This window comes from uncultured Ilumatobacter sp. (assembly GCF_963980585.1).
In the GTDB taxonomy this organism is placed as follows: Bacteria; Actinomycetota; Acidimicrobiia; order Acidimicrobiales; family Ilumatobacteraceae; genus Ilumatobacter_A.
This window is the reverse complement of record NZ_CAXCAM010000004.1, coordinates 88,242-105,000: the sequence shown is the minus strand read 5'-3', so window position 1 is coordinate 105,000 and position 16,759 is coordinate 88,242. Positions and strand designations below refer to the sequence as shown.

Here is a 16,759-nt window from a genome sequence, read left to right as displayed (position 1 = left end):
GATTGCACTGACGGATCACACTGACATGGGCCTCTTTGGACGCGTCGGTAAGGGTGATCCGTTTGACTGGCTCGTCGTCGGTCTCGGCAACCCTGGCCCGAAATATGTTGGCACGCGCCACAACGTCGGCGAAGATGCCATCAAGGTGCTCGCCGAACGCACGGGTTCGACACTCAAAGGCGGTCGCGACAACGCGCTGCTCGCCGAAACACGTCTCCGCGGGCCCGACGGTGACGAACGCGTCGTCCTCGCGTTTCCCATCACGTACATGAACCAGTCTGGCCAGGCAGTCGGGGCACTTGTCCGCCGATTCCGCATCGCCACCGCTGAGCAAATCATCGTGGTGCACGACGAACTCGACCTCTCGCCCGGCGAACTGAAGGTCAAGGTCGGTGGCGGACTTGCCGGGCACAACGGACTGCGCTCGATGAAGCAGCACCTGCACACGCAGGACTTCATCCGCGTCCGCATCGGCGTCGGCAAACCTCCATCGGGTGCCGGCAAGAACTACGTACTGTCGAAGGTTCCCAAACGCGAGCGAGAACTCCTCGACGTCACGATCGCCGATGCCGCCGACGCGGTGGAAATGATCGTGTCCGACGGGGTCGATGCCGCAATGCAGCGATACAACGTCAAGCGATGACGACGCCGCTTCCCGGTACACCTGGCACGGCTCCCACCGAGCACAGCCACGCCCCACTCGAATCACTGCCCGGACTGCTCCGCGACGAACCCGGCCTGACCCGTGCCCTCGGCGACCCCAGCGCACGGCTCGCGGTCGTTGAGGTCGCCCGTCCGATCTCCATCGCAGCGCTCGCTCACCTGTCGAGTCGGCGGCCCCTGGTCGTGGCATGCCCCACCGGGACAATGGCGGGCCAGCTCGTCGATGACCTTGCTCAGTTCGTACCTGCCGGCGACGTCGTCATGTTCCCCGGCTGGGAGACCCTCCCGTTCGAGCGAGTGAGCCCAAGCGTCGAGACCATGGGACAACGACTCGAGGTCTTGTGGCGGCTGCATCGTGGGGACCGAGCGCCGAAGATCATCGTCGCCGGAGTTCGCTCATTGCTCCAGAAGCTGGGACCGGGGGCGACCACGGTCGAGCCGATCGCGGTCCGGCCCGGTATCGAGATCGACCCGGAGGCACTGGCCAGACAACTCGTCGAGTTCGGCTACCGGCGTGAGGAACTGGTCGAACATCGCGGCGAGTTCGCGCGGCGGGGCGCCATCTTCGATGTGTACCCGTCAACGGCCAATGCACCGATCCGAATCGACCTGTGGGGGGACGAAGTCGACCGACTCACACGCTTCGGGGTCAACGACCAACGTTCGACCGACGACCTCGCCGAGGCGACGATCTTTCCAGCCCGCGAGCTCATGCCAACTGACGATGTGCGCGAACGAGCTGCCGGTCTGGTGGCCAGCGAGCCGTGGGGTCGCGAACAGTGGGAACGGTTGGCCGAAGGAGCCCACTTCGATGGCATGGAGAGCTGGCTGCCATGGCTGATCGACAGCGACCGTCTCCTCACCGACGTCTTGCCGGCCGACGCGAAGGTGCTCCTCGTTGAGCCCCGGCGCATGCTCGATCGAGCCAAAGACCTCATCGCCGAAGAAGACGACCTCGCTCGCACGCTCGCCGGAACCTGGGCACGCGACCCGGACAAGTCGTTCCCGCGGCTGCACGCCGATCCTGAAACGTTGCTGTCCAGCGACACAGCGAGCTTCTGGTCACTCGACTCCACGCCAGACTCTCCCGACACACCGGTCGTCGAAGCGTCGGGCTGGGGCCCTGTGGGCGGCGACGGGTCGGGTCTCACGGATCGTCTGACCCAGCTGATCAGCAACGGCTACCGCGTCGTGGTCGCTGCCGACGGCTCCGGTTCGGCCGACCGGCTTCACTCGCTCCTGCTCGACCAGGGTCTTGACTTCCCCGTCCGCAAGCAGCCAGCGGACCCTGACGACGTCCTGCGCCTCGGTCCCGGCGGACACATTGTCGTGGCGCCCCTGCACCGAGGCGCGACGTTGCCCAACGCGAAGATCTCGATCGTTGCCGAAAGCGACCTGACCGGCCGCCGGCGGGCCCACCGTAAGGCGCGCCGCCAACCCAAGCGCGATGCGGCATCAACGTTCGAAGACCTCAAGACCGGCAGCTACGTCGTGCACCACCAGCACGGCGTGGGCAAGTACGAAGGCATGGTCAAACGGGCCATCGGCGGTGTCGAACGCGACTATCTGCTCATTGGGTACAAGGGCGGCGACAAGCTGTATGTCCCGTCAGATCAGATCGACTCATTGCGCCAATACGTCGGCGGTGAGGCACCTGCCCTCCACAAACTCGGTGGGTCGGAATTCGCGAAGGCCAAGAGTCGCGTCAAGTCCGAGGTCCGCCAGATCGCGCAGGAACTGGTGCTGCTCTACCAGCAGCGTGTCACCGCTCAGGGTCACTCCTTCGCGCAAGACACGCCGTGGCAGGCCGAGATGGAAGATGCCTTCCCGTTCGTCGAGACACCGGATCAACGCAAGGCGATCGATGACATCAAAGGCGACATGGAACGCGAGTTCCCCATGGACCGCCTCGTCTGCGGCGACGTCGGCTTCGGCAAGACCGAAATCTCGATCCGCGCTGCGTTCAAAGCCATCCAAGATGGCAAACAGGTCGCCGTCCTCGCACCGACCACGCTGCTCGCAACCCAGCACGGCAACACCTTCGCCGACCGGTTCGCGGGCTATCCCATTCGAGTCGAGGTGCTGTCCCGATTCCTCACCGCCAGCCAGGCCAAGAAAGTCATCACCGAGGTCAAGTCGGGTGAGATCGACTGCGTCATCGGAACCCATCGCCTGCTCGCCGCGGACATCAACTTCAAGGACCTCGGTCTGCTCGTCGTCGATGAAGAGCAGCGGTTCGGAGTGCAGCACAAAGAGAAAATGAAGAAGATGAAGACAAACGTCGACGTCCTCACCCTCACCGCCACCCCGATTCCACGCACCCTCGAAATGAGCCTCGTCGGCATCCGCGACCTGTCGCTGCTCCAGACACCACCGGCGGAACGCCAACCGATTCTGACGTTCGTCGGCGAGTACGACGAACGCGTGGCGATCGAGGCGATTCGCCGCGAACTCTTGCGGGAGGGGCAGGTCTTCTGGGTCCACAACCGGGTCCGTTCCATCGACACTGCCGCGGCGCGGCTCCGCCAGCTCGTCCCCGAGGCCCGCATCGCCGTCGCGCACGGGCAGATGGACGAAGCAACACTCGAGACCGTCGTCCAAGACTTCTGGGACGGCCAATACGACGTGCTCGTCTGCACGACAATTATCGAGTCGGGCATCGACATGCCCTCGGTCAACACGCTCGTCGTCGAACGCTCGGACCTGCTTGGCCTTGGCCAGATGCACCAGCTGCGCGGCCGGGTCGGCCGATCAGGACAGCGTGCATACGCCTACCTGTTCCATCCGCGCGACAAGGTGCTGACCGAGGAGGCCTACGAGCGCCTCCGGACCATCGGCGAGTCGACCGAACTCGGGTCCGGCTTCAAGATCGCGATGCGCGACCTCGAGATCCGCGGAGCGGGCAGCCTGCTCGGCGAGTCGCAGTCCGGGCACATCGCGGCGGTCGGCTACGACCTCTATTGCCAAATGGTCACCGAAGCGGTCAGTGAAATGAAAGGCGAGCCGCCCAAGAACGCCCCCGCCGAGATCAAACTCGACGTGCCGACCGACTCGTTCCTCCCGCCGGACTACGTCACCAAGGAAGAGCTGCGGCTCGAGGCCTACCGCCGGCTGGCCGGCGTCGAGACCGACGCACAGGTCGACGACATTCGCACCGAATGGGAAGATCGCTACGGCCCACTCCCCGAGCCAGCCGAAGCCCTGCTGCAGGTCGGCTACCTGCGCGCCGAGTGTCACCGGCTCGGTCTGCGCGACATTCAGATCTCGGCGACTGATGCCAAGCTCAGCCCGCTCGAACTCAAGATGAGCGAGTCAATGCGGCTGCGACGCCTGTCGAAGGGCGCCAAGTTCAAAGAAGACCTTGGCCAACTGGTCGTGCCGATCCCCCGCCGGAATCCCGACGGCACGAAGGCTGATGCCGCCACCTTCCTCGTGAAGTTCTTGCGCGATCTCGTCGAAGCCCCCGATCAGGACGACTTGGTGCCAGGCACCAAGTCGTCCTGATCGACGGCATCATCGCTGAAAGAGGACGACTTGGTGCCTGGCACCAAGTCGTCCTTGTATCGTTCGGGTGGTGAAGCGCCGCTCTCCGATCACCCTGCTTGTTCTTGCTGCTACCACCCTCACCGCTGGCTGCACCACGTTCTCCGACAACGATCTTGCGGCGCGAGTCGACGACGCGGAGTACAGCCGCGACGAACTCATCACCGAGTTACAAGAACTCGGCGCGACCGATGAACAGCTTGCCAGCGCCGATATCGCCCGTAGCCAAGTCAGCGGCTGGATCGCCGAACGCGTGAGTGAGGCATCGGATCCCACTCTCGCCGCTGCCGCCTATGCCAACGGAGTCTTCGAAAGCGGGAGTATCTGTGTCGAGGCCGTCGGGATGTCCACCCCCGCCGATGCAGAGGCAGTCATCGCCGAGCTTAAGAGTGGCGCTGACTTTGCCGACCTCTTCGCCTCATTCAATGTGAATGACCAGCTCGCTCAGTCAGACGGTCGAATTGGGTGCTTAACCATCACCCAACTGCCGCTCGGCGTCGACGACCCACTCGCCGACTCCATCACCATGCTCAATGCGAATGAGCCGTATGCCACCGCCATCATTCCCGACGCCGCGCCGGACGGAGACCTCTACGTGGTCAGCCGGTTCATTCCATACAACGAACTCGGCCCCGACGACACGCCCATCGTTGCCGGAGCACTCGGCGCCGACTCCCTCGGCCTCGACGTCTACGTCGATCCGCAAATCGGCACCTACGACAACGCCACCGCCACAGTCATTCCGCTCGTCTGAGCCGGACATCGCTGATGCCCTCACCCCACACCGCGGCCCGCATCGTTGTTGTCGGTCTCGGTCCGGGCAGCACACAGCACATCACCGATGAGGCACGCGTCGCCATCGACCGCATCCCCCACAGGCATCTGCGCACCTCGGTGCATCCCTCGGCTCATCTTGTTCCCGACGCCACCGCACACGACGACCTCTACGAGACCGCTGATTCCTTCGACGACGTCTACGTCGAGATCACCAATCGCTTGATCGAGGCCGCGCGCGAACACGGCGAGATCCTCTACGCCGTCCCCGGTTCACCGCTGATACTTGAACGCACAGTGCGCTACCTACAGGAACGCGCATCGGACGATGAGGGCATCGAAGTCGACATCCTTCCGGCGATGTCGTTTCTCGATGTCGCGTGGGCCCGGCTTGGCATCGATCCGGTCGAGGCAAGCGTCCGGCTCGTCGACGGCCACGAGTTCGCAACCGCTGCGGCCGGCGAACGCGGCCCCCTCCTCGTCGCCCACACTCATGCCAACTGGGTACTGAGCGACATCAAGCTGGCGGTCGAAGGTGCCGACGGCGCCGACCCGGTCGTGATCTTGCACGCGCTTGGGACCGACGACGAACAGATCGTCCACACGACGTGGGCCGAACTCGACCAGACCATCGAGGCCAATCACCTCACCTCGATCTACATCCCGCAGCTCGCAGCGCCCGTCGGGCAGGAATACGTGCGCTTCCACGAACTGACCCGGACGCTGCGCGAGCAGTGTCCGTGGGACATCGAACAGACCCACGAGACCCTGATCCCCTTCTTGCTCGAAGAGACCTACGAGGTCGTCGACGCACTCCATGCTCTCGACCCCGACAACCCTGCAACCGACGACGACCTCATCGAGGAACTCGGCGACCTGCTGTTTCAGATCGAGTTCCACGCAACGATTGCTGAACAACAAGGTCGATTCACGATCGCCGACGTCACGCAGGGCGTGCACGACAAGCTCGTTCGCCGCCACCCGCACGTCTTCGGGCCCAAGGACGGCGACATGGCCAATGCGGGCGACACCGACACCGTGCTCAGCAACTGGGACGAGATCAAACGCGTCGAGAAGAACCGCACGTCGGTGTTCGACGGAATCCCACGATCACTGCCGTCGCTGGCGTATGCCCAAAAAGTTGGACGCAAGGCCTCAAAGGTCGGCTTCGACTGGCCCAACGTCGACGGAGCATTTCCGAAGATCGTCGAAGAGACCGGTGAACTGAGCGAAGCAGTCGGGCAGGGCGACAACGATGCTGCAACCGATGAGCTCGGTGACTTGTTGTTCGCCGTTGTCAACGTGGCGCGACACCTCGGCATTGACGCTGAGCTGGCACTCCGCGCAGCCAGCGACAAGTTCCGGTCACGTTTCGAATCGGTCGAGCAGTTGGCTGCGCAACGGTCGATTGACTTGCGCACGAGCAATCTCGAGATCCTCGATGGGCTCTGGGACGAAGCGAAACTCATCGTGAGCAACCCGCCGAACTGACCACGCTGGCCGTGTTCAACCCGAGCGCAACAGACCGGTTCGTATCGAAAACCTAGGCGTCGTGGACGTTGTCGATTTCGGGGGAATCCTCTGGACCCGGGACGGGCAGTGCAGCCAGGTCACCGAGCGTTTGCTCCCACTCGGCCCGCCAGCGACGCCACCGCAGGTCGATCACCTCATCGAAGACGGTGATCGCTCGCCAGGTCGAGAACACAAACACCGACATCGGCACGGCATACACGACACCGGTTTGCAGGAGTCGCTCAGACGTCTCGAGTCCATCCTCGGCGAGCAGACCACCGAGCCAGACCGACACCACGACGAGACCGCCGATACCGGACAGCAAGGGGGCGAAGAACCATCGGAGCATGACCCGGTGGGGCGCACCAACACGAGATGCCTGCCGCGAGTGGTATCCGAACGGCAGCCAGAGCAGCCCAAGACCAGCGAACACCGTCGCGACCAAGATCGTCACCGCAGCAAGGTCCTCGGAGTCGTTCAGCCGTTCATCGAGCCAACGCGCCACAGCGATCGCTCCGAACGGAGCGGCCGCAGCCAACAGCCACAGCGCAACCGCCATCGAGCCACTCGAGCGCCTTTGGTACCGCGATGCGGGAACGATTCGCCCCGCATTCCCCATCGCCAAGAAACTCCACAGGAGAAGCGGCACACCGGCGAGGCCATGGGCAGCCGATACCGCCGTTGAGAGTGCGCCATCACCCAGCGCACCCTGGTACTCAGTCCAGAGCGTGGCGCCCATTGCGACGCAGAGCGAGACAACCACAGCCGAGCGGAGCCACCAGGTGGGGACCAGCGCGGGCGGCGGGTCCGACCGGAGCGGCAAGAAGTCCGACGGATCGCCGCTCGTCTGCGATGCGGCCGACAACGTCAACGGGGCAATGGCTGCAGCAGTGGCAGCGGGGCGAGGTGCAGCATCAACGAAGTCGATCGGCGACGTCGTCTGAAGTGGCGGAATGAGGGGCGGTCCGGGCGAGACGGCGACGTTTGCGCCACCACTCAGGCGCGGCGGGAGCGGCTGCTGATCGACAGGCAACTGGTCAAACGGAGGCGTGAACGCCGACGGCTCTGCTTCAGACATGTTCGGATCATTCATGAGGCACCCGCTCCTCAGATCTCAGGTGAGCCCATCTGAGGCGCTGACGACATCGCAGATCGCGACGCCTCGGTCTGGCGACCCTCAGCGACAAGCGAATTGTGGCGCATCGCCACGTGAGTGGTCGCGTCGGTCAGTGCACGCATGGCACCGGCGGCGGCGAACATCGCGAGGAGCTGCAACATGGCGCCGATTGCCAGGTATCCGGCGAGCCGAGCGACCTGGGTTGACTCCACTGATGCATCAGCAGTTGACAGACCGCCGAGACCCTGCACCTGGACCAGCAGCACCACACCGATCGCCCACAAGATACGAAGCAGTTGGCGTCGCGCCCCGATCGAGCCGGCACCGCGGTAGAGCAGGAAGACGGGGATGGCCAAGAAGAACGCCTGGATTGCGAACCCCAAGATCACCTCGCCAACCGAACCGTCGGCAACCAAGCTGGCCCCGGCGATCGACACACCGACCGCAGCGATCGGCCACGCCGCGGCGGCCAGGATGGGATTGCGTCGGCGCATCGAGGCAAGACGGATATTGGTGATGGCCAGGAACGACCAGATCATCGCGAGCACGAGCAAGCCGAACGCAACGTTGCGCTCGAACATATGGAGCAGCGATACGACGTCCCATGCCCGGTCACTTTGTGCTGGCAGGAGAACCCCGTCCTGTGTCTCTTGCCAGAACAAGAACACTACGAACGCACCGATGAGACTGAGCAGGCTGAGGCCCGCGAGAACGGCAGTGATCGCGACACCGAGGACATGCGTGCCGGGCAGTTGATTGATGTAGCCGTGCTGACGCAGTGCCTTATGGTTCGGTCCGCCGCCGGCGGTCAGCGAGAGGGAACGGCTCCTCCGCTTCGACACCGCCGTCGGCACACCAAGCCGACGATCGAAGGCACGCTCGACATCTGCTTCGACAGCGGCAGCTGCGCGCCAGCCGAGCGCCACGACCACGACGGCCGGCACGATTGCTGCCACACCGATCACCCAGGCCGGGGCGAGCCCCTCAACATCGTCACCAAACGCTCCACCGACACGGAGGCCGGCAATCATCGCGACGCCAACGGCCGAGAGCACGACAGGCACCGAAATCCATTCGGCGAATCGAATTCCTCGGCCTCCGACCTTGCGCACGACCCCGCTCATGTAGGTGACCGGGGAGTACATCAGCGGAAGCGTCAGCACGATGGCGCCGAGAGCAAGCATCAACGGCAAGGACGACTCAGTTCCTTCGGACGGCGTGTTGAGCCGATCGGAGAGGTACGTCACCGCAGCGGCTGCGCCTGCAACGAAAGCCAGTGGAACCAACCAGGTCATGGCCGCGTAGCTCGGATCAGGGAGTTCCTGAGTGCGCGCTGGGTCAACGAGGCGTCGAGCATTCTCGGTCACCACCCATGTCCACACAACCACGCTTGCTGCGGCGATCGTCGCGAGGAGCATCGCCAGCATCGACAAAGATGCGAGGCGATCCTGCGCGGTCATCACGCGTGCTGACTGCCAGGCAAACAGCAGCATCGCGCCGGCTGTGCCACCGACTGCGAGCATGCGCAACGGCAGCATCGGCAAACGAGTGGGGAGTTCCGTTCCGACCGGAGCAGCCGAGACTGACGTCGTGCCTCGCTCGCCAGCTGGTCGTGGCTGCCCGGGAAGGCTCAGAGCAGCATCGGCCGGCAGATTGACGCGAATCTGAGGCTGCGCTGGCTGCGCCATCGTCGGAGTAACCCCGGCCGTGGGAGCAACCCTGGCCATCGGCGCGGGCAACGGATCAATGGTCGGCACCGCGATCGGAATGCTCGCGAATGGAGTGATGGGACTCGGCGGCGCGAGCGGGCGAACAGGCAGCGCGGCGGGTGCTGCAGCAGGCGTGGGTGCCGCGGCTGGAGCGACCGGAGCAGCAGCGGGGGGAGCCTGCACTGTCCGTGCAGCAGCATTGCCGAGTGCTGCTTCGAGCTGGGAGACCGGGCCGACCGACGGGTGAACAGCGGGCGATGTCAACGGCAACCCCGCCGACGGCTCGACGACGGGAACAACATCGAGGGGGAGCCCGCTCGGTGACGGCTGGGTCAGAACGTCGCTTCCTTCGAGGGGAACCATGTCGAAGACGACAGACTCTCCATTGTTCTGAGGCTCTGATTCCTGCAGGCGCGAATCAGTCGGTTCCATGACCGATCATCGGCACCGCACCCGATGACCTTGAGAATTTCTTTCCAGACTCTGATTCGAGACACGCGGCATGGCCACCCAGCGGGCAGACTCGACAGGTGCGGCTCCAACTCGCCAGTCCGTCAGACCACCCATTGATCAGCGGCCTGCCCTTCACCGAACGACTCACCGACTGGTCATTGCCGCGCATGCACGGCGTGCTCGGACTCCATCGCCATGTCGTGCGCTTGATCGAACTCGGCGATGTCAGCTACGTCATCAAAGAGCTTCCCAACCATCTGGTCGAGCGGGAATACCGACTCCTGCATCAGCTGGAAGACGACGGCCTCCCCACCGCCGAAGTCGTCGCTGCCGTCACCGGCAAGGCCGACAACGTCGACGGCATGCTGATCACTCGCCACCTCGACTACTCCATTCCGTACCGCACGCTGCTGTCCGGTCGAGGCCTCACCATCCCGTACCTCGGCGAACGCGTCCTCGATGCCATGGCCGGCCTGCTCGTACGCCTCCACCTCGCTGGCTACTTCTGGGGAGATTGCTCGCTCTCCAACACACTGTTTCGACGCGACGCTGGAGCCCTGTCGGCCTACGTGATCGATATCGAAACGGGCGAACACTACGACACGCTGAGCGACGGTCAACGCACGTTCGACCTCCAGATCGCCACCGAAAACTTCGCCGGCGGACTGCTCGACCTCCAGGCCGGTGGCCGCCTCGCTGCCGACATCGACCCGTGGGAAACGACACAGCTCCTTGAGGAGCGCTACTCAAATCTCTGGAACGAACTCACCGCCCCCGCCAACTTCGCGATCGGTGAGACATTCCGGATCGAGCAGCGACTCGAGCGCTTGCACGACCTGGGGTTCGATGTCGAAGAGATGGACATCGTCGGCAACCCGACCGAGGGTCAGATGCGTTACATTCCGCGTGTCGTCGAACACGGCTACCACAGCCAACGCCTCAAGAATCTGACTGGGCTTGAGACGACCGAAAACCAGGCTCGCCGCCTCCTCGGCGACATCCGCGCGTTTGGAGCGGAACTCCATCATCGCCGCGCAGTCGAAATGGCCAGCACCGGTGTTGCGCTGCGATCACTTCCGGAGAACGTCGTGGCCGTGCGCTGGCTCGACCAGCAGTTCGAGCCACTGATCGCCAGCGTTCCCCCATCCATGTTCGCCAAGCTCGAGCCAGCCGAGTTGTATCACCAGCTCCTCGAGCACCGCTGGTTCCTGTCAGAGCAGCGCGGCGCCGACGTGTCACTCCAAGCTGCACTCGACTCCTACATCCCCGACGTCCTCGTCGACGCGCCCGACGAAATCGTGAGCGTCACCGACGTTGAGGCCAGCGCAGAGCAGCAGAGCATCAGCCTGCTCGACGACGCCTGAACCCCAAACCGCCTCTCCTCTCCCCCGGGCACCAGCGATCGAACACTTCCCAACAGGGCCAGCACCACTCGTCCCAGCGCTCTACGCTTGGCAGAAGTATGAGTGAAATTCAGAACATCGTCGGCCGCGAGATCCTTGATTCACGGGGCAACCCGACAGTCGAAGTCGAAGTCGAACTCGACTCGGGTGCAATCGGTCGCGCTGCGGTCCCGTCCGGCGCCTCGACCGGCGAACACGAAGCCGTCGAGCTGCGCGACGGAGGAGACCGCTACATGGGCAAGGGTGTCTCCAACGCGGTCGGCTTCGTCAACACCGAAATCGCTGATGCACTCGACGGATTCGACGCGCTCGACCAACGGATCATCGACCAGGTCATGCTCGACCTCGATGGGACCGACAACAAAGCCCGATTCGGCGCCAACGCCATTCTCGGCACCAGCCTCGCCGTGGCCAAGGCCGCAGCAATCGAGCTCAACATGCCGCTCTACGCCTACGTCGGCGGCCCGAACGCACACGTCCTGCCGGTGCCCATGATGAACGTCATCAACGGTGGCAGCCACGCCGACAACTCGATCGACTTCCAGGAATTCATGGTGATGCCCGTCGGCGCGCCGAGCTTCTCCGAAGCCCTGCGGTGGGGCACCGAGACATATCACGTGCTCAAGCAGGTGCTCCACGATCGCGGTCTGTCGACCGCAGTCGGCGACGAAGGCGGGTTCGCCCCCAACCTGTCGTCCAACGAAGAAGCGATCACCACCCTGCTGGAAGCCATCGAGAAGGCTGGCTTCACGCCCGGCGAGGACATCTCGATCGCACTCGATCCGGCCGTGTCGGAGATCTTCGAAGACGGCGCCTACCACCTCACCCACGAGGGCAAGGTCCTCTCCCCCGACGAGATGGCCGGCTACTGGACCGAAATGGTCGACAAGTACCCGATCGTCTCGCTCGAAGACGCCATGGACGAAAACGATTGGGACGGTTGGGCCAAGCTCACCGCCTCGGTCGGTCACAAGACCCAACTCGTCGGCGACGACCTCTTCGTCACCAACTCGATTCGCTTGCAACGCGGCATCGACTCCGACGTGGCCAACTCGATCCTGATCAAGGTCAACCAGATCGGTTCGCTCACCGAGACGCTCAATACCGTCGGCCTTGCCACTCGCCACGGCTACACCTCGGTGATGAGCCACCGGTCGGGCGAAACCGAAGACGCAACAATCGCCGACCTCGCCGTCGCCACCAACTGCGGCCAGATCAAGACCGGCGCACCCTGCCGCTCGGATCGAGTCGCGAAGTACAACCAGCTGCTCCGCATCGAAGCACAACTCGGCGAAGCTGCCGCGTACCGCGGCAAGAGCGCCCTGGCGCCTCTGCGCTGAACCGCCACGTTGTGCCATGCACAGCGTGACCGCATACCCTCACTCGCCATGGCAAGGTTCGAAGACATCGGTGAGCAAGACAGTTGGCGCTGCTGGATCTGCGATGAACCTGTCGATGCCACGATGTCGGTCAACGACGATCGCGGCCCCAGCGTCGACGCCCGAATGACCGACCGAAAAGCCAAGAAAAAGGGCAAGGGGAAGTCGAGCGGCTCGGCCGACCTGCCCGAACGGCTTGCGCACCGTGGATGCAACACCGGCAAGGGCAACGTCGAGGCCGTCGTCCCCTGGAACGCTGATCTGTTTGTGATCGACCCGGTCCCGATCGTTCAAACCGTCGATCGGCTTGCGAACAAGGGTGGACGCGAAATTTTCTGCCGCTGCCCGAGTCCACAGGACGCCGACGACACAGCGGCCTGGCTGATCGACCGAATCAGCCGCCTCGAACCGGGGCTCACACTGTCGAGTGACATTCAAGAAGGCGGCGGGCAATACCTCGTCGCCCTGCGCACCTGAGCCTGCTGGCAGTTCGCCCCGCACTTCGACCTAAGTTCGGGTGATGGACTACGCCGACGCCGTTGCTTCGTTCGCACACCCGCTGCCTACACCGCTCCCCGTACCGGCGCCGACCGTCGACGCATCTGCTGCGCGCCGTCTGCGCGACGCGATCGAACCGATTGCGATGCACTCGATCTGGTCGAAAAGAACAAACGAACGGCTCGCCGGACTGGGCCTGGACTTCATCACGAGCTACGTCTGGGGTCGCGCTGCGTCGCTCGGCGAACCCGCAGCCGGCGTCGTGGTCGCTTCGTTCGCCGTGTTCCAGCCCGACATGATTACCGGCGCGTACGAACGTGGCCGCTCCACGGTCGCCCGCGATGTCATGTTGGCCGCGCGGGCCGAAAGCACCATCGAGAGCTTGACCGAAACGTTGGGAGACGCCGATGTTTCGGGCGTCGCGGCCATGCTCCAGACCGCCGTCGGCTCAATCAGCGGCATGGGCCGTCCACTCTTCTCCGGCCTGCGCGATCAGCCCTGGCCGAGCAGTCCGATCGGTGTCCTGTGGCGGAGCTGCGAACTCGCCCGCGAGCATCGGGGCGACGGTCACATCGCGGTGTGCCTGTCGGAAGGACTCGACCCGATCAAGATGAACGTGCTCACCGAACTCTTCGTCGGCATGCCGCTCGGTTCGTACAGCGCAAGCCGTGCCTGGTCAGCCGAACAGATCGCCGATGCCGCCGACGACCTCCGCACCGCCGGATTGATCCATGCTGCTGATCAGGACCATGCATTGACCGATGTCGGCCTCGACTACCGCCGCGAGATCGAGGCGCGCACCGATGCACTCGATCAGCCACTCATCGACGCCATCGGTGACCTCGATGCCATCATCGACCCGCTGCAGACATGGTCCACCAGCTGCGTCGAGGCCGGATCGTTCCCGCCCGACCCATTCAAGCGCGCCGCCGGCTGACCCTCGCCCGCCGCACAACAGCAACATGGCGCATCGCCGTCGCTGCGAAACTTTCTCGCGCTCCACCCCTGATGACGGAACAGAACGGTTGGGGATCGTTACCGTGGAAACTCATGCGGACGCAACGACTCACGATCGCGCTGGTATGCCTCGCACTTGCCGGCAGCGCGTGCAGCGCATCCGTCGACAGCGGCACCGAAGTCGCCCGCGAACGCCAGACCGATGGAGCAGCTGACACGACCGCAACCCCGGACACGGGCCCGCCGTCGACGCATCCTGCGGTCTCAGAAATCACAACGACCATCGCCACGACAACGACCACCCTGGCACCGACCACCACCACCACCGAGCCGCCACCCGAGTACTACGACCCGGCGTGTGTCGTCGAGGTCGAACCATTTGACTCGTTGCGTCTGATCGCCGACCAGTTCGATGACGAGACCGTCAACGTGGTCGCGCTCCGCGCCGAAAACGACCTGCCAACAGCCGACCTCGATGCCGGCCAGGCACTCGACGTGTGCGTCGGCAACGGACTCAATGACCTCACCGGCGAGCAGCGCACCGATCCGGATGCCGAGATCGTCAGCGCCGCGGTCAGGCAGAACGTCGAACTGCAGCAGCTCAAGCTGAACAAGCTCTTCGAAGGGTTCGGCACACCAGCTCTGCTCATCGACGGCGTGTCCGGACCCGTCACACGACAGCGACTCTGCGCCCTCCGACTCTCGCTCGGGCTTCCCGCAAGTACGGCTGACATGGCAGCGGGCAGCGCTGAAGAGAAGATGCTGCTCGAGGCAACCGAGCTGCTCGTGCCACAGACCTCGGCCACCGCATCAACTCGCTGGATCCTCATCGACCGAACTTGCCAGATCATGTTCGCTGGCTCCGGCGGTGGAGAGCTTGCCTACGTGTTCCCGACCTCCACCGGTTCCGAAGGGTACGAAACTCGGCTGCAAGAGCGTTCGAGCGCGTTCCGGTTCGACCCGGCGGTCGCAAGCGGCGGGTGGCACAACAGCACCGACTTCCCGGTTGCCATCGACAACCCGCTGAACGGCAACATGTACCGGCCGCTCTACTTCGACGGCGGGCAGGCCATTCACGGAGCCAACAACGTACCGACATCGCCCCAGAGCAAAGGCTGCGCCCGTCTCCGCGTTGAACACCAGGATGCACTCGTCAATTGGCTGAACCTCGGCGAGGCCCAGGTACCGATCTGGAGCGAGAAGCAGATTGCCGTCACGGTCAACGTTCAAGGCGAATACCAGGGCTGACTCCCAATGCACCAAGCCACCAGACACCTCGTCGATGGAATCGCGGATCGCGCCACCAACTACGTCCTCAACCCACCACGTGACGCCGACCCAGTCATCAGTTTCGCGTCACCCTCGGAGCTGATCGACACATTCGAATCGGCGGTCGGCCTGGCATTCGCTGACGATGCTCCTGCGGAAGACAACGCCGACGTCCTGGCGGCGATCGATCTGGTGATCACCCACTCGATGCACACCAGTCACCCGCGATTCGTCAATCAGAATTTTGCCGGACCCGACCCCATCGCGGTCGCCGGCGACTGGCTCGGCGCTGCGCTCAATACAACGGGCGCGACCTTTGAAGTCGCACCGGTCTTCACGCTGATGGAGAGCGCCGTGCTCCACAAACTCGGTCGACTTGCGGGATACGTCGACGCCGACTCGAACCCCATGCCATCCCTGCCACCCGGCATGTTTTGCCCCGGCGGAAGTATCGGCACCCTGTTCGCGCTGCAGCTCGCTCGGCACCGACATCAGCCCGACATCGCCCAACGCGGGAGCAATGGCGACCGTCTGGCCATCTTTGTCTCCGCGTCCGGGCACTATGCCGCCACGAAGTCGGCCGCGTTGCTCGGCATCGGCAGCGACCAGGTCACGAAGGTGGCGACCGACCACGAGGGCCGCATTGACCCCACGGCGCTCTCCGTTGCCGTTGAGACCGCCCGTCGTCACGGCGCCGTTCCGCTCGCTGTCATCGGCACAGCGGGCACGACGGTGACGTCGGCATTCGATGACTTGCATGCCATCGCCGACATCTGCGAGGCACATGGCATGTGGTTCCACGTCGACGGCTGCTACGGCGGCTCCGCCCTCTTTTCCAGCGGCCAGGCACACCGACTCGCAGGCGTCGAGCGATCTGACTCCTTCGTGTGGAACCTCCACAAGATGATGGGCATGACCCAGCAGTGCACCGCACTCCTGATCAAGCGACCCGAGCAACTCGCGGCGTGCTTCGCCGGCGGAGCCGACTATCTCTTCCAGCCAGACAAACAGTTCGCTGAATTCGACTCAGGTGACCGAACGTTCCAGTGTGCACGGCGCATCGACGTGCTCAAGCTGTGGGTGGCGTGGAAGGCTCACGGTGACGCCGGGTTCGCCGCACGCATCGACCACGCAATGGCAATCGCCGACTACACCCGCCAACGAATCGCGGCCAGCGACGGCGCATTCGTTTCGATCGTGTCCGGCTCGTTCACCAACGTCGTGTTTGCCTGGGTCCCACCTGAACTGCGGCCACTCGCCGCTCTTCACCCAGCAGATCTCGATGACCAAGTCCGCACACAGCTGCACCACCTGCCGCCACAGATCAAAGCCCGAATGCAAGCCGAAGGCACCGGCATGATCGGCTTTCAACCCGTCCATGGCATGAACACGTTCCGCATGATCTGCATGTCGACGACGCTGCAGACCACCGACATCGATGCCCTCCTGGATGCGATCGATCAGTACGGCAACGAAATCTGA

General features: G+C 64.0%; 12 protein-coding genes. 10 read left to right on the top strand and 2 right to left on the bottom strand.

The features are described 5' to 3' along the window. Positions 1-25: 25 nt before the first annotated feature. The 4 genes from pth to mazG all read left to right on the top strand — a co-directional run bounded on the left by pth (position 26) and on the right by mazG (position 6,471). Positions 26-643, top strand: coding sequence for an aminoacyl-tRNA hydrolase (gene pth, locus ACH2DW_RS02585; RefSeq protein WP_394928169.1), 618 nt, complete (start codon positions 26-28; stop codon positions 641-643). After that, entirely contained in the window at positions 640-4,167 is a 3,528-nt protein-coding gene (gene mfd, locus ACH2DW_RS02580; RefSeq protein ID WP_394928149.1) for a transcription-repair coupling factor, read from the top strand. The genes pth and mfd overlap by 4 nt, the downstream gene beginning before the upstream one ends. A gap of 70 nt (positions 4,168-4,237) precedes the next feature. Further along, positions 4,238-4,960, top strand: a complete 723-nt coding sequence (locus tag ACH2DW_RS02575; protein WP_394928148.1) for a hypothetical protein — start codon at positions 4,238-4,240, stop codon at positions 4,958-4,960. Between the two features lie 14 nt (positions 4,961-4,974). Beyond that, entirely contained in the window at positions 4,975-6,471 is a 1,497-nt protein-coding gene (mazG, locus tag ACH2DW_RS02570) for a nucleoside triphosphate pyrophosphohydrolase (protein WP_394928147.1), read from the top strand. Positions 6,472-6,523: 52 nt separating this feature from the next. Here mazG and ACH2DW_RS02565 read toward each other — a convergent pair whose 3' ends face one another. Together ACH2DW_RS02565 and ACH2DW_RS02560 are read right to left on the bottom strand one after the other, a co-directional pair. Continuing rightward, on the bottom strand, positions 6,524-7,570 hold the full coding sequence (locus ACH2DW_RS02565) for a hypothetical protein (protein ID WP_394928146.1): 1,047 nt from the start codon (positions 7,568-7,570) through the stop codon (positions 6,524-6,526). A gap of 29 nt (positions 7,571-7,599) precedes the next feature. Beyond that, positions 7,600-9,681 (bottom strand): hypothetical protein, encoded by a 2,082-nt coding sequence (locus tag ACH2DW_RS02560; protein ID WP_394928145.1) that lies wholly within the window; start codon positions 9,679-9,681, stop codon positions 7,600-7,602. 167 nt (positions 9,682-9,848) lie between these two features. On the opposite strand from ACH2DW_RS02560, the gene ACH2DW_RS02555 reads away from it, so the two are divergent. The 6 genes from ACH2DW_RS02555 (at position 9,849) to ACH2DW_RS02530 (ending at position 16,759) form a co-directional block, all read left to right on the top strand. Further along, positions 9,849-11,135, top strand: coding sequence for a DUF4032 domain-containing protein (locus ACH2DW_RS02555; RefSeq protein ID WP_394928144.1), 1,287 nt, complete (start codon positions 9,849-9,851; stop codon positions 11,133-11,135). Between the two features lie 98 nt (positions 11,136-11,233). Beyond that, positions 11,234-12,514, top strand: coding sequence for a phosphopyruvate hydratase (gene eno / locus ACH2DW_RS02550; RefSeq protein WP_394928143.1), 1,281 nt, complete (start codon positions 11,234-11,236; stop codon positions 12,512-12,514). 48 nt (positions 12,515-12,562) lie between these two features. Beyond that, positions 12,563-13,030: a hypothetical protein gene (locus ACH2DW_RS02545; RefSeq protein ID WP_394928142.1), complete on the top strand. Its 468-nt coding sequence runs from the start codon at positions 12,563-12,565 to the stop codon at positions 13,028-13,030. A gap of 43 nt (positions 13,031-13,073) precedes the next feature. After that, a complete protein-coding gene (locus tag ACH2DW_RS02540) occupies positions 13,074-13,988 on the top strand; it encodes a hypothetical protein (protein ID WP_394928141.1) in 915 nt (304 codons plus the stop codon). Between the two features lie 113 nt (positions 13,989-14,101). Then, complete coding sequence (locus ACH2DW_RS02535; RefSeq protein WP_394928140.1) at positions 14,102-15,256, top strand: L,D-transpeptidase; 1,155 nt, start codon at positions 14,102-14,104, stop codon at positions 15,254-15,256. Positions 15,257-15,262: 6 nt separating this feature from the next. Continuing rightward, positions 15,263-16,759, top strand: a complete 1,497-nt coding sequence (locus tag ACH2DW_RS02530; protein ID WP_394928139.1) for a pyridoxal phosphate-dependent decarboxylase family protein — start codon at positions 15,263-15,265, stop codon at positions 16,757-16,759.